Origin of the sequence: Thermoflexibacter ruber (assembly GCF_900113045.1) — a bacterium.
GTDB lineage: Bacteria > Bacteroidota > Bacteroidia > Cytophagales > Thermoflexibacteraceae > Thermoflexibacter > Thermoflexibacter ruber.
Genome location: NZ_FONY01000055.1, coordinates 1 through 19,952, shown reverse-complemented (window position 1 = coordinate 19,952; position 19,952 = coordinate 1). Strand labels below are relative to the sequence as shown.

At 37.5% G+C, this 19,952-nt stretch carries 19 protein-coding genes and 1 pseudogene; 16 read left to right on the top strand and 4 right to left on the bottom strand.

Translation table 11 applies throughout. From position 1 onward, the window contains the following. Positions 1 to 310 (top strand): transposase (locus BM141_RS20235; protein ID WP_143091030.1); only part of this gene is annotated, 310 nt, incomplete at its 5' end. 11 nt (positions 311 to 321) lie between these two features. Here the strand turns inward: BM141_RS20235 and BM141_RS20230 are convergent. Next, on the bottom strand, positions 322 to 1,344 hold the full coding sequence (locus tag BM141_RS20230; protein ID WP_245764127.1) for a glycoside hydrolase family 5 protein: 1,023 nt from the start codon (positions 1,342 to 1,344) through the stop codon (positions 322 to 324). Between the two features lie 168 nt (positions 1,345 to 1,512). On the opposite strand from BM141_RS20230, the gene gcvH reads away from it, so the two are divergent. From gcvH to gldJ, 4 genes are all read left to right on the top strand, one after another. Then, on the top strand, positions 1,513 to 1,890 hold the full coding sequence (gene gcvH / locus BM141_RS20225) for a glycine cleavage system protein GcvH (protein ID WP_091549279.1): 378 nt from the start codon (positions 1,513 to 1,515) through the stop codon (positions 1,888 to 1,890). Between the two features lie 78 nt (positions 1,891 to 1,968). Beyond that, positions 1,969 to 2,574: an IMPACT family protein gene (locus BM141_RS20220; protein WP_091549278.1), complete on the top strand. Its 606-nt coding sequence runs from the start codon at positions 1,969 to 1,971 to the stop codon at positions 2,572 to 2,574. Positions 2,575 to 2,738: 164 nt separating this feature from the next. Beyond that, entirely contained in the window at positions 2,739 to 3,665 is a 927-nt protein-coding gene (locus BM141_RS20215) for a glycosyltransferase family 2 protein (protein ID WP_091549277.1), read from the top strand. Between the two features lie 242 nt (positions 3,666 to 3,907). Beyond that, positions 3,908 to 5,206: a gliding motility lipoprotein GldJ gene (gene gldJ, locus BM141_RS20205; RefSeq protein WP_091549275.1), complete on the top strand. Its 1,299-nt coding sequence runs from the start codon at positions 3,908 to 3,910 to the stop codon at positions 5,204 to 5,206. Between the two features lie 361 nt (positions 5,207 to 5,567). Here the strand turns inward: gldJ and BM141_RS20200 are convergent, their stop codons facing one another. Together BM141_RS20200 and BM141_RS20195 are read right to left on the bottom strand one after the other, a co-directional pair. After that, a complete protein-coding gene (locus BM141_RS20200) occupies positions 5,568 to 7,223 on the bottom strand; it encodes a sulfatase family protein (RefSeq protein ID WP_091549274.1) in 1,656 nt (551 codons plus the stop codon). A gap of 41 nt (positions 7,224 to 7,264) precedes the next feature. Then, positions 7,265 to 8,122 carry a sulfurtransferase gene (locus tag BM141_RS20195; RefSeq protein WP_091549273.1) on the bottom strand — a complete coding sequence of 286 codons (858 nt, stop codon included), beginning with the start codon at positions 8,120 to 8,122 and terminating at the stop codon, positions 7,265 to 7,267. 108 nt (positions 8,123 to 8,230) lie between these two features. On the opposite strand from BM141_RS20195, the gene BM141_RS20190 reads away from it, so the two are divergent. The 7 genes from BM141_RS20190 (at position 8,231) to BM141_RS20160 (ending at position 12,570) form a co-directional block, all read left to right on the top strand. Further along, the gene (locus BM141_RS20190) at positions 8,231 to 9,652 is read left to right on the top strand and encodes a pyridoxal phosphate-dependent decarboxylase family protein (RefSeq protein ID WP_091549272.1); all 1,422 of its coding nucleotides are present in this window, start codon (positions 8,231 to 8,233) and stop codon (positions 9,650 to 9,652) included. Positions 9,653 to 9,701: 49 nt separating this feature from the next. Next, entirely contained in the window at positions 9,702 to 10,271 is a 570-nt protein-coding gene (gene ruvC, locus BM141_RS20185) for a crossover junction endodeoxyribonuclease RuvC (RefSeq protein WP_091549271.1), read from the top strand. A 23-nt stretch (positions 10,272 to 10,294) separates the two neighbouring features. Next, a complete protein-coding gene (locus BM141_RS20180) occupies positions 10,295 to 10,582 on the top strand; it encodes a TIGR03643 family protein (protein WP_091549282.1) in 288 nt (95 codons plus the stop codon). Positions 10,583 to 10,671: 89 nt separating this feature from the next. Further along, positions 10,672 to 11,523: a M23 family metallopeptidase gene (locus BM141_RS20175; protein WP_245764126.1), complete on the top strand. Its 852-nt coding sequence runs from the start codon at positions 10,672 to 10,674 to the stop codon at positions 11,521 to 11,523. A gap of 32 nt (positions 11,524 to 11,555) precedes the next feature. Continuing rightward, positions 11,556 to 11,996, top strand: a complete 441-nt coding sequence (locus BM141_RS20170) for a bactofilin family protein (RefSeq protein ID WP_091549270.1) — start codon at positions 11,556 to 11,558, stop codon at positions 11,994 to 11,996. Continuing rightward, positions 11,968 to 12,189: an AtpZ/AtpI family protein gene (locus BM141_RS20165; protein ID WP_143091029.1), complete on the top strand. Its 222-nt coding sequence runs from the start codon at positions 11,968 to 11,970 to the stop codon at positions 12,187 to 12,189. The genes BM141_RS20170 and BM141_RS20165 overlap by 29 nt, the downstream gene beginning before the upstream one ends. After that, the gene (locus tag BM141_RS20160; RefSeq protein ID WP_143091028.1) at positions 12,190 to 12,570 is read left to right on the top strand and encodes a hypothetical protein; all 381 of its coding nucleotides are present in this window, start codon (positions 12,190 to 12,192) and stop codon (positions 12,568 to 12,570) included. A 5-nt stretch (positions 12,571 to 12,575) separates the two neighbouring features. On the opposite strand, the gene BM141_RS20155 is transcribed toward BM141_RS20160, so the two are convergent. Further along, a complete protein-coding gene (locus BM141_RS20155) occupies positions 12,576 to 14,348 on the bottom strand; it encodes a tetratricopeptide repeat protein (RefSeq protein WP_091549267.1) in 1,773 nt (590 codons plus the stop codon). Between the two features lie 223 nt (positions 14,349 to 14,571). Here BM141_RS20155 and BM141_RS20150 point away from each other — a divergent pair, with 223 nt between their 5' ends. The 4 genes and pseudogenes from BM141_RS20150 to BM141_RS23190 all read left to right on the top strand — a co-directional run. Continuing rightward, positions 14,572 to 15,714 carry an acyl-CoA dehydrogenase gene (locus BM141_RS20150; RefSeq protein ID WP_091549266.1) on the top strand — a complete coding sequence of 381 codons (1,143 nt, stop codon included), beginning with the start codon at positions 14,572 to 14,574 and terminating at the stop codon, positions 15,712 to 15,714. A gap of 186 nt (positions 15,715 to 15,900) precedes the next feature. Beyond that, on the top strand, positions 15,901 to 16,608 hold the full coding sequence (locus BM141_RS20145) for a ring-infected erythrocyte surface antigen domain-containing protein (protein WP_091549265.1): 708 nt from the start codon (positions 15,901 to 15,903) through the stop codon (positions 16,606 to 16,608). A gap of 252 nt (positions 16,609 to 16,860) precedes the next feature. After that, positions 16,861 to 19,425, top strand: coding sequence for a caspase family protein (locus BM141_RS20140; RefSeq protein ID WP_091549264.1), 2,565 nt, complete (start codon positions 16,861 to 16,863; stop codon positions 19,423 to 19,425). Positions 19,426 to 19,732: 307 nt separating this feature from the next. Beyond that, positions 19,733 to 19,952: pseudogene (locus BM141_RS23190) on the top strand (IS982 family transposase); the annotation flags it as partial.

Here is a 19,952-nt window from a genome sequence, read left to right as displayed (position 1 = left end):
AGAAGAATTTGCAGAAAGAAACTTGCACTTAATCACTAAGTTAAGAGCTAATATGAAGAAAAATCAAGTATTAACAGAACCACAAGCCTATTATTTAAGGCATAGAGGATTGATAGAAACTGCTTTCGATGTACTTAAAAATCAACTAAATATAGAACATTCAAGGCACAGAAGCCCTAAAAATTTTCTTATTAATTTGCTGGCAGGCTTAATTGCTTATACATTTTTGGAAAAAACACCAAACATAAAAGCATATCCACAAAAATTAGAGGACAAACAAATTGTATTTATTCAAGAAAATGTAAAATAATTCACGTTATTTTATTTTTGTCCTTCTTGTAAGACTTTCTTAAAATACAGCCCTTGTCTGGTAGGGGTATAGTCCCAATCACTAAATAGCATAGGCGACCACTGAGGGTCAAATACCCAAACAACATAAGAGATTCCTTTTTCTTTGCAGTATTTTGTAATAGCTTCTCCATAAGACTCATCGCTGATAACAGGAATATGCGCTCCCTTTTCCTCTGCTCCGCAAAATCCGATTTCTGTTAAAATGAGTGGATATTTTTCTGCTACAAAGCCCCAGTCTGCCGTCCACTTGTCTTCCCAAGGTTTTTCACGTTTCATAGGGTAAGGGTGGCTCACATAAGCAATTCCCTCTGCATTGATAGGGTCTTTGCCAACAGGTGTCAGGTCATAAGCCCAGTTGAATCCTGCGACTAAGGGAATGGCTTGGCAACCATGCGCTCTAACAATAGTGATAGCTTCTTCCATAAGTTCTTTCCATTGCGACCAAGAGCATGTGCCTAACTGCCCATTATACACCGTAGGCTCGTTAAATAACTCAAAAAAAGCCACTGTTGGGTTATCTTTGAAATGTTTGGACATGGTACGCCAAAATTCAAAAGTTTCTTTTTTAGTAGTTTCGTACATAGGGCTTTGGAACATCTCTGTCCGCAAATTTCCAATAGAATGCCAATCTATGATGACGTACATGCCTAATTCTGTTGCCCACTGTACGCCTTGGTTGAGCAGCTCGAGATATTTTTTTTCCCCTTGTAGCTTCCATGCCGTAGGGTGAACGGGAAATCTGACAATGTTCGCTCCCCATTTTCTCATTTCTGCGAAATAACTTCTGCCCCAGCGTCCCTCTCGGGCTAATTTGTCAGGGTCGCTTGTGTTTAGTCCCCTGAAAACCATTACTTTACCTGAGGCATCTACAAATTTATTCCCTTTCACACTAATACGGCTGAGCGTATTAGTAGATTGACTATAAACTACTTGCCCCAAAATAGAGCAGAGAACAATTAGAATGATTTTGAAAAAAGATGTTTTCATTTTCATAAAAAATATGTTAAAGTTAGTTTTAGTAAGTCTAATATTGAAAACAAAAGTAAAGTTAAATTTTTATGCTAAAAACCTTTCCCTCATTCGATTTTATTTCTCTATTTTTGCAAAAAACAAGTCCAAAAAACAATACAGATAAATACAATCCAAAACCTTTTAATTAACATGAATATTCCCTCATCACTTTTTTATACCGAAGACCACGAATGGGTACGCATAGAAGGAGATATTGCCTATATAGGAATTACTGATTTTGCACAAAGCGAATTGGGCGACATTGTTTATGTAGAAGTTGGTACAGAAGGCGAAGAACTCAATGCAGGCGACATATTTGGTACAGTAGAAGCTGTAAAAACCACTTCAGACCTTTATATGCCTATTTCTGGAAAAGTTATAGAGTTCAATACTGCACTTAATAGCTCACCTGAATTGGTCAATAAAGACCCTTATGGAGAAGGTTGGATTATCAAAGCACAAACTGCAAGCAACGACCACAGCCACCTATTGGATAGCGAGGCTTACAAGAAGAAAATAGAAGGCTAAGTAAGAGTTATTGGCTTAGCTCTAATTCTTATTTCTCAAAATTTTATTTTAGGGTTAAAAAATTTTTCATATTCATTTTTGGATACTTATTTCTCTATCAAGCAAGAAACACAAACTATTTATAAAGAAAAAGGGAGTAAATTTTTAGCATTTGCTTTTCCTGTGCAAAATGAGCAAGCTATTAAAGAACATTTGTCCGCACTTCGCAAAAAATACTATGATGCTACTCATCACTGTTACGCTTATCTGCTTGGAAAAGAGAAAAAGGTATTTCGTGCCAAGGACGACGGCGAACCTAATGGCACTGCAGGTCTGCCTATACTGAACCAAATCAGGTCTAAAGAGATTACTAATGTTTTAGTAGTGGTAGTTCGCTACTTTGGAGGAGCAAAATTAGGAGCAAGTGGCTTAATCAACGCTTACAAGACGGCGAGTGCGGAAGTATTGGCTCAAGCAGAGGTAGTAGAGAAAATAATCACTCAAACTTTGCAAATCCACTTTGATTATTACTTAACCAATGAAGTCATGAAACTCATCAAGGAAAATGAGGCTATTATCGAGCAACAAACTTTCGAGGATAGATGTAAGATATGTCTAAGAATTAGGGAAAAGCAGTATGATAATCTGGTAAAGCATTTGAGGGAGTTAAAAAATGTGGAGGTATTGACTGAAAGCTGGTTGTGAGAAAAATCAAAATGTAAAATATTTGCCAAAACAAACAGATTTTCCTATTTACCTTTTAAAAAATTGGCAATAAATAAGCAAAATGCTTTTATCCTTTTGGAAAATGCAATAGAAAGTACGTATTTCGCAGTTAAAATTTCCATAGAACGCAAATTTTAAATACTGTGATTGACATATCAATAGTTATTCCCATTTATAACGAAGCACTGAATATCAATCTTTTGTATGAAAGACTAACCAAAGTGTTGCTAAGTATGGGAGTGAGCTATGAGTTAATTTTTGTGAATGACGGCAGCAAGGATAATTCTATTAGTTTATTAAAGTTTTTGGCGGCTAAGCATCAGGAGGTGAAATATATCGACCTAAGTCGCAATTTTGGGCATCAGATAGCAGTAAGTGCAGGATTAGACAAAACCACAGGGAAAAGAGTAGTCATCATAGATGCAGACTTGCAAGACCCCCCTGAACTCATCGCTGACTTGTATGCAAAAATGAACGAAGGCTATGAGGTAGTCTATGCAAAGCGAAAACGAAGAAAAGGAGAAAGTTTTTTGAAGTTACTGACTGCTAAGCTGTTTTATCGTATTTTGTCTAATATTACCTCTATTCATATTCCTGTGGATACAGGTGATTTTAGGTTGATGGATAGTAAAGTGGTAGAGGCACTGAGGCAAATGCCAGAGCGTCATAAGTTCTTAAGAGGGCAAATTTCATGGGTGGGTTATCGTCAAACCTTCATTGCGTATGAAAGAGATGAAAGACATGCAGGAAAAACAGGTTACACTTATCGTAAAATGTTTAGGTTTGCCTTAGACGGAATCACTGCCTTTTCCAACTTTCCTATCAAGTTGGTAACAGTAATGGGTTTTTTAGTTTCCATTGTTGCTTTTTTGATGATTATTTATACTTTTTATGTGAAGTACTTTACCAACCAAGATGTAGAGAGAGGGTGGGCTTCGCTAATGGTAGCGATTTTATTCTTAGGTGGTGTGCAGTTAATAAGTATAGGGATTCTGGGAGAGTACATTAGTAGAATTAATACAGATGTAAGAAAAAGACCTCTTTATTTTATCAAAGAAAGTAATATTTAAAGGCTAAAAAGTATAGAGATATATTTTTTGTTTTTTTATCTAAAAACTCTGCTATCTTTGTAGCCTGTAAGTTTTTATAAAACAATAGCAAAATTTTTGGCTTAAAGCTATAAAATATTGAAAATGGCAAAATACTTGTTTGAAGTTTTGAGTATTTAGCGATGTTATTAATAGTTTTGTAAACATACACAAGAATTAACTTTGTAAGGAAAGTACAACGTAAGCATATAAAAGATTTCATTATGAGTAAAAAGTTCAATCTTCTGAGCCTTTGTTTGTTTATAGCTATAGGCTTATTTCTTGGTAGCTGTGGCAAGAAAAACCCTACAAGTGTAAAACCCGGGTCAAAGAGTACTACTACTGGTATAGCCTATACCAAAGATGGAAAAAAAGGCAAAGATGGAAAACAAGCATTCGCAGTACGCGATTTTAAAGGACAACCTGACGGACCTAATTTAGTATTCATTGAGGGGGGAAGGCATATTTTAGGTTCTGCTGAGGAAGACGTACTTTTTGCCCGCGACAACTTAGAAAGAACTGTAACAGTTGCCTCTTTCTATATGGACGAAACGGAAGTTGCTAACATTCACTGGTTAGAATATTTGCATTATGCTTTGCAAGACTCTGGACAACAATACTATGATGAGGCACTTCCTGATACTACAGTTTGGGCAGCAGAATTGGCTTTTAACGACCCATATATAGACCATTATCTTCGCTATCCGGGTTTCAGATTTTTCCCAGTGGTAGGTATTTCTTGGAAGCAAGCACAGAACTACTGCATCTGGCGTAGTAACATGGTAAATAATAACTTAGCCCAGAAGAATGGTAATAAAGATGAAAAGACCAAAGCAAAAGCAGGCGAAAGAATCCCATTGGAATCTGGTATCGTATTGCCTAACTACCGCTTACCTACCGAAGCAGAATGGGAGTACGCAGCGAAAGCCTTAGTGGGTACGCAATACTTAGACGAAAATCAAGATTATGGTCGCTTGTATCCTTGGGACGGACACTCTTTGCGTAATCCTTATGGTCGTCAAATGGGCGAGTTCTTAGCTAACTTTAAGCGAGGTCGTGGGGACTATGCAGGTATCGCAGGTAAATTGAATGATGGTGCAATGATTACTGAATGGATTTATGCCTATCCGCCCAATGACTACGGCTTATACAACATGGCTGGCAACGTAAGCGAATGGGTAGAAGATGTGTATCGCCCTCTTTCATTCCAAGATATGAACGACCTGAACCCTGTCCGTACAGACGGTAAGTACCTTACACAAAATCCTAATAGATTGAAAAATCCTGCTTACTTAGATGGGGACAAAACTCCAGACGGTACGCCAATCCGCTATACAGGGCAATATGATAAAACAGCTTGGAATACGCTTATTGATGACCATGTAAGAGTATATAAAGGAGGGTCTTGGAAAGATGTAGCTTACTGGATGTCGCCTGGTACGCGTAGGTACTTAGAAGAAGATTCTGCTACAGCAACTATTGGTTTCCGTTGTGCTATGATTAGAGCAGGTAGCAATCACTAAGTAATTTCATTTATACTTGTTGAGGTTTGCAGATTTATTATACATAATCATAAGCTTCTCATATCCAAAATATTATAAGTTTATCCCAAAGTAGAAAACTCTTATTATAAGGTTTTCTACTTTGTTTTTTTAAGTAAGACTACTTAGATAAAAATATGTAATTCTACTTACTTAATTTGAGGGAAAAGCCTTATAGGATAGACAATGAATTTCGCATAATTTTGTAACATTAAATGTTTGATTTTTCGGATTGTTGCCTTTGTGAAAAACACTTCAACAATCATAGAAATAAAAATAATTTAATAAGGGGTAAATTTATACAGTCAGTCAGTTTTAGGGCATTGTCCTGAAATTGACTTTTTTATTTTACTTCCAACACCTTTTCCTCGCTTTGCTTGAAACCTATGCGTGTTGCAATTGCAAACACTTTATCTCCTTTCTTTACCTTTAACGGATGAGTATAGACTTGCCAACGACCTATATAGCGGCTGTCTATTTTTTGAATTCCTGCTTGTTGATTCTCAATCTTGTAAACAATAGAAGCACCAATAGTAGCACAGGTTATTTTTACTTTATCGCCTTTGACAATAATTTTTGGCTCTTGTGTAATAGGCTGTTTTCCGTTAGGGAGCATTTGGGCTACGAGTTCTTTTTCTGGAATGAAGCCTTTATCCCCATACTTTGCTTGCCAATCTAAATGGGCTTTTCTCAGTTCTTCTAACTTATTTTGATAGAGGGGATTGTCTGCCAAATTGTCGAACTCATCAGGGTCATTTTCTACATGATAGAGTTCTTCTACGGGTTTTATAGGACTGAACCACCTCATTTGCCTTTCGTTGAGTTTGCCTTCATCTTTTAATCGTAATATCTCTTTCATCATGTCTTGTTGGAGGCGATATTGAATGTTTTGGTAAAAAGGCTTTTCAGGTTGATAATTTTTGATGTATTTAAACTTTTTATCTCTTACTGCTCTGACCATGTCATATTCGGAGTCCATACGGTCGCGTGCTGCATAGATATATTTTCTTGGTGCTTTTGCTGCATATTTTCCTAAGAAAGCCTGCCCTTGCAAGTGTTTTGGGGGTTTTATACCAACCAAAGAAAGTATAGAAGGGGCAAGGTCGACAAAACTATGCAACTCGTTTTCTGCTGTTCCCGCTCCTTTTTTATCGGGGTAACGAATGATAAAAGGTACTTTTAGTCCTCTGTCATAAACCTCTCGTTTGGCATAAGGCAATCCGTCGCCATGGTCGCTATAAAAAAAGATAATGGTATTGTCCAATAAACCGTCTTCTTCTAACTGCTTGATTATATTGCCTACTTGCGTGTCCATGAAAGCAATATTGTTATAGAAAGTAGTCAAATCTTTTCTAATGATTTCATTATCTGGATAGAAAGAGGGTACTTTGATTTTTTTAGGATTAAATAACAGAGGTTCATTCTTTCTTGCCCAGACTTGTGATTCATGGGTAGTAGTGAAATTAAAAATAGCAAAAAAAGGCTGCCCATCTCTCCTATTTCTCCAATGAGCGGTTTTGCTACTCTCGTCCCACGCAGAAATAGGGGTTTCAAATTGATAGTCTGTTTTTTCGTTGTTGGTGCAGTAGTAACCTTCTTTTCGCAAGTATTCAGAAAAACACTTTACTTCAGGCGGGGTAACGACTGAATAAGGCGGTAAATCTGGAACAAGTGTATTGTAGAGGGTTCTCATGTTGTGAGAACCGATAGAAGTAGGGTACATTCCTGTAATGATGGCTGAGCGACTTGGGGCGCAAACACCTGAAACAGAGTACATATTGGTATAGCGAACTCCCTCTTTTGCCAAGCGGTCAATGTTAGGCGTAGGAACGGTAGAGTCTCCATAAGCACTTAGCCTTGGACTCATGTCTTCGCAAGTAATCCAAAGGATATTGGGTTTAGAGGCTTCTTTTTTACCAAAAGAAAAAAGCACAGGAAGTAATGCCACAAAACTTGCTAAACGTAGCCATGAGGTGAGTGGAGGAGAGTGTTTAGTCATAATTCAAAACTTCAGAAGTTTATAAGTAAAAAGCTTTATTTTTAGTTTTCTACTGGCAAGTCGGAAGGCTGCCCCCACTCGCTCCAAGAGCCATCATAGATACTGTAAGTATGGTAGCCTGCTATTTCTGCACTCAGCGCAAGTACGCAAGCTGTTACCCCTGAACCACAGCTAAATATGAGCGATTGGTCTTTGGTCGCTATTTCTTCAAATATTTTTTCTAATGCTTCTTTGTCAAGCAATAAGTTATCTTTTTGTACTTTGGTAAAAGGAATATTCTTGGCAGAGGGGATATGCCCTTTGCGTAGCCCTTGTCTTGGCTCCTCGACTTTCCCCAAAAATCTTGCTTCGGAGCGTGCATCTACAATCACTTGATTTTTGTCTTGGATAGCCTCTAAAACCTCGTTTACATTTTTTACTGCTTTAGCCTTATACTGAGCGGTAAAGTTACCTTCTTTTAGTTTGTCCGTCTGCTCATTGATAGGTTCGGTAGCTTTACCTGCGGCAATCCATGCAGGTAGACCGCCATTTAACACAAAGACTTCGAGATGTCCCATAGTACGAAAAAGCCACCATGCTCGCGGGGCAGAATAAATCCCAATATTGTCATAAACTACGATGATGCTGTCTTGATTTATGCCTAAGTTGCGTGCCTCTTGGGTAAAATGGGCTGGCGAAGGAATAGTGTGGGGAAGTGAACTGTTCATATCACTGAACTTTCTCTCAATATCAAAAAAACGTGCATTCTTGATTTTCAAATTGGCGTAAGGATTTTCCTCTGCTGCGCCACCAACCTTGGGCATACTTGCATCTAAGATGACTAATCGTGGGTGGTCAAAATAGGTATCTAACCACTGCACATCTACTATGGGCTGAGAAGGAAGTATGGGTGCTAACATATTTTATCAGATGAAATAAGATTTTTCCTAATTAAAAGTATCAATTTAGCAAAAAAATAAATTCCACTCATAAAAACCCGCAAAGAATCAAAAAACTTATAAATAAAAATGACTGAACTTTTAAATGCTATCTATGATGCTAATGATTTCCGCAATACAGGCTACGCATTGATAGACAAATTAGCTATGCACTTGCAAAAAAAGACCCAGCGTCAAGTAATAAATTTTATCTCTCCTAATGAACTTTTAGCATTTTGGCAAAATGATTGGGCAGAACAGCCACAAGAAGTAATGCCTTTTTTTGAGCAAATCATTCAACAATCTATCTCGCTTCATCATCCTCAATACATGGGGCATCAAGTTGTGCCTCCTGCTCCGTTGACAGCTTTGGCAGACTTACTTGCTGCTTTCCTGAACAACGGGAGTGCCGTATATGAAATGGGACAGGCGTCCTCTGCCATAGAAAAGCTGGTAGCAGAGATTTTTTGCAAGGCAATAGGGTATAGCCAAGAGGCTGACGGATTGCTTACTTCTGGGGGAACATTAGCCAATTTGACAGCTTTGCTTTGTGCCAGACAAGCTAAGGCAACAGAAGTGTGGGAGGAGGGAAATACCAAAGACTTAGCGATTATGGTATCAGAGGAGGCGCATTACTGCGTAGATAGGGCAGCAAGAATCATGGGCTTAGGTACAGAAGGCATTATCAAAGTCCATGTTGATGAGCAATTTCGTATGCGAACTGATTTATTAGCTTCTTTTTATCAGGAGGCTGAGAAAAAAGGGAAAAAAGTAATTGCAGTAGTAGGAAGTGCCTGTTCTACTTCTACTGGGAGTTATGACGATTTGGAAGCAATTGCCCAATTCTGTCAAAAGTATGACTTCTGGTTTCACATAGACGGAGCGCATGGGGGAGCGGTTATTTTTACAAGTAAGTACAAACACTTGGTCAAAGGCATGGAAAAAGCAGATAGCATAGCGATTGACTGCCACAAAATGCTTATGACACCTGCCCTTACTACTGCCTTGCTTTTTAAAAATGGGGGAAACTCTTACCAAACTTTTATGCAAAAAGCCCAATATCTTTGGACAGATGCAGAGGAAAGAGAATGGTATAATTACAGCAAACGTACTTTTGAGTGTACTAAACTGATGATGAGTATGAAGTTTTATGCCCTGATTCGCACTTATGGCATACAAGCCTTAGAGGATTTTGTTACTACTTTGTACGATTTGGGAAAAACTTTTGCCCAAATAATTCAATCTAACCCTCATTTTGAACTTGCCATAGAACCTATGGCTAATATTGTATGTTTCAGATTGTTAAAAAAAGGATATTCTGATGAAAAACTTAATCAACTCAATGCAGATATTCGTAGGGAAATAGTAGAAAAAGGAGAATTTTATATTGTGCAAACAAAACTCAAGGATAAGCTCTATCTTAGAACAACCTTGATGAATCCTTTTACGACTGAGGTAGGATTAGAAAAATTGTTAGCGTACATAGAAAAAATTGGGAATGAATATTCGTAGCACCGATTTTCCAAATCGGTAAGTATCTTTACCCTCAAAAGGTAATATTATGGAAAAAATAAAACAAGTGATGAATGAAAAAGTTATCTTAGGAGTAGACCCGGGAACGAGCATCATGGGCTACGGTGTACTCAAAGTAGTAGGCAGCCAATTGGAAGTCTTGCAGTATGGGGTAATTCATTTGGATAAATACGAAGACCATTTTGTTAGATTGAAAAAGATTTTTGAGAGAGTAAGCCAGTTATTGGACGACTACCTGCCAGACGAAGTAGCTTTGGAAGCTCCTTTTTATGGGAAAAATATACAATCTATGCTCAAACTTGGCAGGGCGCAGGGGGTAGCGATGTCTGCTGCCCTTGCTCGTCAAATCCCTATTACGGAATACGCTCCTAAAAAAGTAAAGCAGTCTGTAACAGGGAACGGCAATGCTTCTAAGGAACAGGTAGCAAGTATGCTGGTTGCGCAACTTAAAATCAAAGAAGTTCCCGAACTCCTAGATGCTACTGATGCACTTGCAGTCGCACTTTGTCATCACTTTCAGCAAAGATTTGGCAGTACAAGCAAGTCAAAAAGCTGGAAAGCATTTGTGGCAGATAATCCTGACAGGGTAAAATCTTAGCAAAATTAAATTTTGACGTGAGCATCAAAGAAAAATATCACTTATCCGACCAAGATATAGACCGAATCGTAGAAATGGCTTGGGAAGACCGCACTCCTTTTGAAGCAATCAAGGCACAGTTTGGCGTAAGCGAGGCGGAGGTCATAGAAATTATGCGTTTGGAAATGAAACCAAGTTCTTGGCGTATGTGGCGAGCGCGCGTGCAAGGTCGCAAAACGAAGCATAAAAATCTCCGCAGTGAAGAGATAGACCGTTTCAAGTGTTCCAGACAAAAACCTATCAGCCTAAATAAGATAAGCAAAAGAAAATAAGAACATATTGCCCGCTTCCTTTCTCATTTTCTTAACTTTCATGCAATCTTTTAGAAATTTTTTTTAATTTTGGAGCAAAAAAAGAAACTTTGCAGAAAAAGACACTATATAACTGGCTGACTCATCGTTTTTTGCTTATTGTCAGAGAGGAAGAAAACTTAGCTATCAAAACCACTATTGCCTTTAACTATGCGAAGTTGATAGTTATTGGTTTTGGTATGTTTTGTATTTGTTTTATTTTGAGTTTTTTTGTGGCTCGTTTTTTTTACAAAGGGTATAATCGCCTCTCTACTTCTTCTGAGAACAAAATCTTGATAGAACTGATGATGAAAGTAGATTCCTTGTCCACAGAAGTCAAGCAGAAAGACGAGTTTATTACAAGTTTCAAGCAGTTGCTTGCAGGTGGAGAAGGAAAACCTATCAACCCAAGAGAAGAAGTAAAAAATACAGAAACCGTAACGACTTATGATGCAGATGAGCTAAGTAAAATCAACCAAGTGGATTCTGCCTTTAGAAAGCAATTTGAAAGCTACGAGGCTACTTCGGTAAAGTATGCTAAAGAAGATTTGCAAAATATGTTTCTTTTTACTCCTGTCAATGGTGTCCTTACTCGCAAGTTTGATACTAAATCTAAGCACTATGCCGTTGATGTAGTAGCTAAGAAAAACGAACCAATCAAGACAGTAGCTGACGGTTCTGTAATTATATCTTCTTGGACTCAAGACTCTGGCTATGTGATTGGTATTCAGCATAAAAACCAGCTTATTTCGCTTTATAAGCACAATTCTGTTTTGTTGAAAAAGGTAGGCGATTATGTCAAAGCAGGTGATATTATCGCAATCATAGGAGATTCTGGGGAACTGACCGACGGACCTCATTTGCACTTAGAACTTTGGTACAATGGAAGTCCTATCAATCCAGAAGACTTTATCTCATTTTAAAAAAATAAACAACTCATAAATTTTGAATACGTATGAGCATATTTAATGGAAAAGACAGCAAAAGTAATATTGGCGCACCTGAGAGCATCAGCATCAGTAACATGATAGGCAAAGGTACGCTCATTACAGGAGATATAGAAACCGCAGGGAATCTACGCATAGACGGGAAACTGAAAGGCAATATCCACTCTAAAGCCAAAGTTGCTCTGGGGAACGGCTCATTGGTAGATGGAAATATTTACGCACAAAATGCCGATATAGAGGGGGAAGTTACAGGAGTAATAGAGATAGCGGATACTTTGGTACTCAAATCTACTGCCGTAGTCAAAGGAGATATTATTACTAACAAGTTAGTAGTAGAAGCTGGAGCTAAATTTAATGGAACATGTAGAATGGGGGAACAGCCTATGCCCAGAGAACAGTCTAAAACAGAGCAAGTAAAAGTTGAAAACAAAAAAGCAGCCAACGTATAATGCTTTCATTAAGTACTCTTCCTTAGCCTCTCAGATGGTTGTTACCTTGCTCGTTGCAGCGTGGGGAGGAAGAAAGTTAGATGAATGGCTTGAAACCTCAAAGCCCTACATGACTATGGTGTGTATGCTTTGGGCAATAGTAGGCACAATCGTATGGCTCATCAAAAGCCTGAACAAAGATAATCAATCATAAATGCTTGAAAAAAAGTTTTTTACATCTCTTAGTCTATTTACAGCAGGACTTAGCTTAGTAGTTATGCTTTTGCAATTAGCTATTGCTAACCTGATATTTCCGCATACATGGTTTTTACTGGCTTATTTTTTTGCTATTACGCTACTTTCTCACTTTATCATGCTCAAAGCTACAAAAAGCAAAGAACCTATAGACACTTACAATGCTACTATGGGTTCTACGGCTTTGCGACTATTTTTAGGCTTAGTCATAGTCATTACCTATATATATGTTTTCAAAAAACATACTTTTAACTTTGCTATCACCTTTTTTGTGCTGTATGCCTTGTTTACTACCTTTGAAATTCGTTCTTTGTTAAAAAAAATTAAGAAAGAGGGCTAAAATTATCAAAGGTTGGTATAGCCACAGGCTTCTATTAGATTTTTCTTTAGTTCTCTAATGCCACCGTCATAAGCCCTTTTCCAATCGCTACAGCACTCAGTAAGTCTGCCCAAATTGGCATTAGCAAGCCCCCTGTGGTAGTAGGCTTTTATTTCGTTAGGATTAAAGTTAATGTAAATCGTCAAGTCTTCTCTTGCGCCATTAAAATCTCGCAGCTGTAATCTTGCCATACCTCTGTTTAGGTAAGTGGGCATATCGGTAGGGTTGAGATTCAGGGCTTTATTGTAATCTTCTACTGCTTCTGCATACTTTTTTTGCATAGCAAATACGCTTCCTCTACTTGCATAAGCATAGTGATAATTGGGATTGAGTGCCAATGTTTTGTTATAATCTTGCATCGCCCCGTTGTAGTCTTGCAAAGCAAACCTAACACTCCCTCTGCTGCTATAGGCTTCTGCAAAGTTGGGATTGAGCAAAATACTTTTTTCTATGTAAGGTTGGGCTAAGGCATGCTGATTGGCATTGATGAGGGCATTTCCTAAACCAAAGCAACAAAATGAGCAGTTAGGATTTTTCAAAATGGCATCTGACCAAAGCGTAACCCCACTATTCCATACTTGGTTGCGGTTAAAACTTACAGCGAGGTAAAAGATACTTAGTACCGCCGCCGCTCCAAGCAACACATTTCTAACACTTTCTTTTGCAGAGAGATATAAGAACGCTATACTTAATAGCAAACCTATCTGTGCAAGGTAGGCATACCTGTCTGCCGCCATGAAACGATTTCCCGTAGGAATGATATGAATAACCAAAAGCAAGTGTACTACAAAAAACAAGATGCCAAAAATAAAATTTCTATTTTCTCTCATTCTATATACGGCAAAAGCTAAAATACCTAATACAAGTAAACTTCCATAGTGCCAAAAAGAGAGTTTTTGAGGGAAATCGTAAAAATTGGAGAGTTTGATAGGGAAAATGGTTTTAAAAAAATAAAACAGCAAAGTATAGCTACTGATAAATACCCTTTCAAACCAAGAGAACTGCTCTATGCCACTGCCTATGGCTATATCGGGTCTTTGAGCAAGCAAGGTAACTACGCCCATCGCCAGTGCCAAAATTACAAAAGGAATTTTATCTAATATAATTTTGACGTTCCACTTTCTTGCATAAAAATAGTCGATAAGCAAGCAAGCCAAAGGAAAACTCACCGCCGCAGGTTTGGAAAGCAAGGATAAAATGAAAAGTAAGATAGAGAAAATGAGGTATTTACTTTGAAAAGCATTTTTTATGTAAAAAATATAGGCAATCAACGCAGAAAGATAAAAAGTAGCATATACTACATCTACCCTTGCCGATGCCCAAGCAATCGCTTCTCCTTTCATAGGGTGGATAGCAAACAATAAGGTTATTACACCTGCCACTGCTAAATTATTGGAGAGCAATCTCAACAAATAAAAAACTAAGGCAACATTGAGCAGGTGAAAAAGCAAGCTACTCAGGTGATAACCAAATGGGTTCAATTCCCAAATGCTGTAATCAATCATATAGGTCAGATACGCCAAAGGACGATAGATTTGAGAAATTCCCATTGGCTCTAAAAATATTTTCCCTAAGTTTTCCAAAGAAAAATCTCTAATTAAAAAATTGTTCAGGACATACACATCATCGTCCCAATTAGTAAAGTTATTTTTCAGAGAGCCGTAGAAAACAATAAAAGTCAATACCAAAATACCCAACAGAATAAGGTTTTTTGCCTCGAGAACACTTGGCTTTTCCATAATTAAATCCTTGATATTAAATAGTTTTCAAAAAACGCCTGCAAAGATAGTGTATTTTTGGAGAGTATGCTTGCTTGTTTTCAAAAAATTAATTGGAATCAATATTTTTTCTATTTTTGTGCAGATGATTTTTTTCCTATAAAACCAAACTGATTGGCTTAAACAAATGCTTTCTATAACACAAATGAAATTTCAATAGAACTCAATAAACAATAAAAAAATTATGACATTCCAATTGACCGAAGAACAATTAGCAGTAAAGCAGGCGGCAAGAGAATTTGCTCAGAACGAGCTGCTTCCGGGAGTAATAGAGAGAGATAATACCCAAACTTTTCCCGCAGAACAGGTAAAAAAAATGGGAGAGTTGGGCTTTATGGGCATGATGGTCGACCCACAATACGGCGGAGGTGGTATGGATACTATCAGCTACGTACTGGCGATGGAAGAGATTTCTAAAATAGATGCTTCTGCTTCTGTATGTATGTCAGTAAATAACTCCTTGGTTTGTTGGGGCTTGGAAAAGTACGGCACTGAGGAGCAGAAACAAAAATACCTTACTCGCTTGGCAAAAGGCGAAATTATCGGAGCATTCTGCCTTTCTGAGCCTGAAGCAGGAAGCGATGCGACTTCCCAGAGGACAACCGCAATAGATATGGGCGATTATTATTTGCTCAACGGAACGAAAAATTGGATTACTAATGGCAAGTCTGCCTCTGTCTATTTGGTTATGGCGCAAACTCACCCAGAGAAAAGACACAAAGGAATTAACTGCCTCATAGTAGAGCGAGGCATGGAAGGTTTTGTAGTAGGGAAAAAAGAGGACAAGTTAGGCATCAGAGGCTCAGATACGCACTCCTTGATGTTTACAGATGTAAAAGTCCCCAAAGCAAATCGAATTGGGGAAGACGGCTTTGGATTTACCTTTGCGATGAGTACGCTGAACGGCGGAAGGATAGGCATCGCAGCACAGGCTTTGGGCATAGCCTCTGGGGCTTACGAACTTGCCTTGAAATACTCCAAAGAACGTAAAGCCTTTGGACAGGAAATTTACAAACATCAAGGCATCGCTTTCAAGTTAGCAGAAATGGCCACTAAAATAGAAGCAGCAAGGCTAATGTGCCTCCAAGCGGCTTACCTTAAAGACCAGCACGAAGATTTTGCCTTGCAAGCGGCTATGGCAAAACTTTTCGCATCGCAGGTAGCTATGGAAGTAACCGTAGAAGCAGTACAGATTCATGGTGGTTACGGCTACGTAAAAGAGTTTCACGTAGAGAGGCTCATGCGCGATGCCAAAATTACTCAAATCTACGAGGGAACGTCTGAAATTCAGAAAATGGTCATTTCCAGAGCAATCACAAAGGATTAGCATTATCTATGTATAATTTTTTTCCAGATTTGCTTACTCTCCATATTTTTATTAGTATTGTAAGGTGAGAGCAAAAAAGATTGCACTAAATCTTAGACCCTAAAGGCTTAAATAAGCTATTTAGGGTCTAAGATTTAGATTATGAATGGGTTGTCTGTTGAGATTTTAGCAAAATAATTAAAAACTATGAAAACTATTGAATTTGAAACCAAAGCTGAAAACGGATTCATCTCCTTACCTGCGGACATGAGTGCTTACCACAATTCCAAAGTAAGAGTTACTATATTTGTAGAAGAACCTCAAACTAAGGAACCTCAAAATAATGCTGACAGATACAGCAAATATATTGAAACACATAACTTAGACCTTGCCTTAGAAGGACTGTTTGCCATAGCCTCAGCTATCAAGCAAACTCAAAAAGAAGTAGAAACTATCCAAACACACCTGCAAGCACTTGAGAAACAAAGTATAGACGCAATGAGGCAAGCTAAAAGTGGCGAAAAAACGATAGGAGAAAGTAATGCACTTGTAATGGATATGTTGCAAGAGGAAGAAAAAATAAAACAGCAAGCAGAAATAAAGGCAAAAGAACTTTCTGAATTGGCATATTTTAAAATGCAAATCCAAGAAGTGGTAGCACGACTGAAAATGCAAAAAGAAGTACATCAAACCGTTCATCAAAAAATGGCAGACTCTTCTGAAACCATAAGCACCATTGAGCGAATGAAAAATAAACTCACTGAAAACGAACAGCTAAGCAAAATTTACGAAACACAAACAAGCGCTCATGAACTTGACCCAAAAGTCGAGAAAGAAATCAATGATATTCTAAACATGGAAGCACAGCGCAGGCAACAAGCCTTAGACGAATTGAAAAAGAAAATAGGAATCTGAGGTAAAGGCATAAGTTATGAGAAAAGTTAGCATGATAAAAAATTTTGGTTCGATTCTTGTTATTTATAAGCAGAATAATTCTCAGATGAATTTTAAATAATTTGATAATTTATCTGTATTTTTTTCAAAAATAGTATTATCTTTGTTTCTGTTCATTCCGTTCATTTTACCCCTTTGATGAGTATAATATCAAGGCAATCTTTATAGAAGCTATTGCTTATTTTCTTAAAATCAGAAACTTATCAAAGGATTATGTCTATTAAAACAAATCTACAAAGTGCAAGGGCAGTGCTAATGGGTGCAAGCCACTTCCCCAAAGACAAAGAGCTAATAACATTAGATAATGTGGCTAATAACATTAAGGAACTCAATCGTGTTTTTAGCGACAAACGTGTATTAGGTCTTTCTAATAACCATATTATATCCCTATATAATACACCCGACAACACCAAAATCAAAGAGGAATTAGCTATCGCTGCCGAGGCGGCTACCAGCACCCTCATATTTTATTACTCGGGTTACATCGTGCAGAGGAGAGGGCAAATCTATTTGACTACGGTCAATTCTTCCAAGCAACAGGTTCACGTCAATGCGATTTCTCTATCAGAGTTAGCGAATATTATTAGAGAAAATGAATCCGCTCATAAGATTCTCATTCTCGACTGTGCCTATCAAAATGCAGAACCCAATGCACTGGCTTCGGTTCAGCAGCTGGTTAGAGAGGAATTGGCAAAATTAGAGGATACGCTGCGAACAGCATATATTATCGCCTCCTCGCCTGAAACTACGCCTGAAATCTTTAAATTGGAGAATCCTTCTCCTTTTACCAACCAATTTATCAAAATATTAGAAACAGGGAGCAAAAAAGAAGCTGATGAGTTGAGTTTGAACGATATTTTTGACGGAATTAGTGAAAAAATGAGAGCGGCTGGTCAGTTAGAGCCTATCAGAGGAGCAAAAAGCCCACAACGCAATCATGGTTTTGTCAATAACCTTAAATTTATAGAATACAAAAAGTTTAAAACAGAGGGAGATACATTTTTTTCCAAAGAAAACTTTGGCGAAGCACTTCCCTTGTACCAATATGCCGCTAAGCTATATAACAGCGATAGCGACTTGAATAATAAAATCGACTTTATCAACTTTGTTTCTGAAGCTAACAAACACTTCAGCAAACTTGCCTACGAAGAAGCAAAACAAAACTACCAGTTTGCTTACCAACTCTTTCCTATTCAAAGCATTAAGAGCAAAATTGACACTTCGGTAGAGCGAATGGCAGAGGAGTATTTCAGAAATGAATACTTTGAAAAAGCCAAAGAAAGCTATGAGTTTTTAGTAAAATCCTTCCCCGACAATGAGATTTTCAGAGAAAGATTGGAAAGATGCAAAGATGAAATTCTTTTATCCGAACTCATAGACGAAGCAGACAAACTGTTTTTCCAAGACCGCTATGCTGATGCCGCAGACTTGTACCAAAAGGCAATAGACATCAACCCTGACCGCCGTACCATTCGTAGAAAAGAGGAATGTGAGTTTTTGCTTGCAAAAGAGAAAACAATGAGAGAAAGGCTCGAGCTGGAGTTTGCTCATAAGCAAAATGTGGACATCAAGTCTATTGTGAATGAGGAAGTTGCTAAGAGAGAACAAAATCTTCGCAAAGTCTTAGAAGTCAAAATGAAAATGCAGGCACAGCAAGAAATCACTCAAGAACTTAATAAAACTTGGGAAGCTAAAATTTGGGAAGAGGTCAGCCATAGAAATACGACAGACTTTTACGATTTTTACTTAAAGCTATTCCCAGAAGGTAGGTACGCACAAGAGGCACAAACCTATAAGGAAAGTTTGGCAAGCAAGGTACTTGAAGCAAAGCCAGCGAAAAAAGAACCTATGGTAGAAAAATTGGAGATTAAAAAAGAAGAACCTCCAACTATCCACGAAGTCATTTTCAAAGAAGCACCTATCCAAGAAACTTTTACTCCTCCAGCAGAGGAAAAAGGAGATATTTTTAACATTGTTGAGGATACCAAGAGCGAAGGGAGAGCAGGTTTGTTTGATGATTTGATAGATGATGCTGGAGATGAGCTTATCATCAGTAAGTCAGTTGCTGTCATGGATAATATTTTTGCTGAGGTAGAAACTCCTGTTTTTAAAACACCAGAGAAGTCTAATCCTGAGATAGATATTTTTGATTTTTCTACCAATAATGGGACAAAGGTGAGTTACAAAGAGGAGCAGAAAGTTCCTTATCAAGAACCTCAAAAACAAATTTCAGAAGAAGAACTTTGGGAAGAGGCTACTCGCAAAAACACAATAGAAGGTTATATGTATTACATAGAAAATACCATAGAATCTTCACACATTGCTGATGCTTACTACTATATTTCCAAAATTCGGAATAGGACTTCCGAAGAGAATACTACTGTAGCTAATATTTCTTCTGCTACAAGTGCTAAACCTGTAGAAGAAACTATTTCAGAAATCAGTCGTATTCAAGTAGATACCTCTCCTAATATCAACATTTCGGCTGACGAACAAGACGATGCACTTTGGCAAGAGGCAAGAAATACAGATACGGTGTCTGCCTATTATAACTACTTGAATAACACCACTACAAAGAAATATAGGGAAGATGCTAAAAAACGTATCAGCACCTTAAATGAAATGGAAAAACTCAATGAGCAGAGAGAATGGGAACACGCCACTACTTTGGACACAATAGAAGCCTATAAGCAATACTTGAAAAAGTATCCTTTTGGTAATTTTTATGCCAAAGCCCGTTTCCGCATCACCAAGTTAGAATCAGAAATGCAAGTATAAGCAGGTTAATCTTAAAAGGAAACAGACTTACCAAAAGCCCAAAGGATTTTCAAAACCCTTTGGGCTTTCTTCTTAGATGCAGTTTTTTGATTTGTATAGAAAAATAGTACTTTTGTCAAAATAGTACCGACTATCTTTGATGGACAGGTAGTGCAAGCCGTAAAGCTACTCAAAATCAATTCACAAGTAGATTGTAAATTAACGTGAGTTATTGAGGTAATTGCTTAAAAGTCAATTTTTTATGATAAAAAATGTTCAATATTAATAAATATAGTATATTTGAAAATTACACTAATCAAAGAATACTATGTACTTAATATTGAACACAACAAAACTAATAGAAATTTACATTACTTGTGATGACTTTGCTAAAAAATTTGAACAGTATCAATTAAGTCAAGGACAAGTTGTACCACAAGAAAAAATGTCTTGTTCAGAAATCATGGCAATTGTGATTTATTATCATATATCAGGCATGAAATGTTTCAAATATTACTATCAAAGTATTATTAAAGGCTATCTAAAAT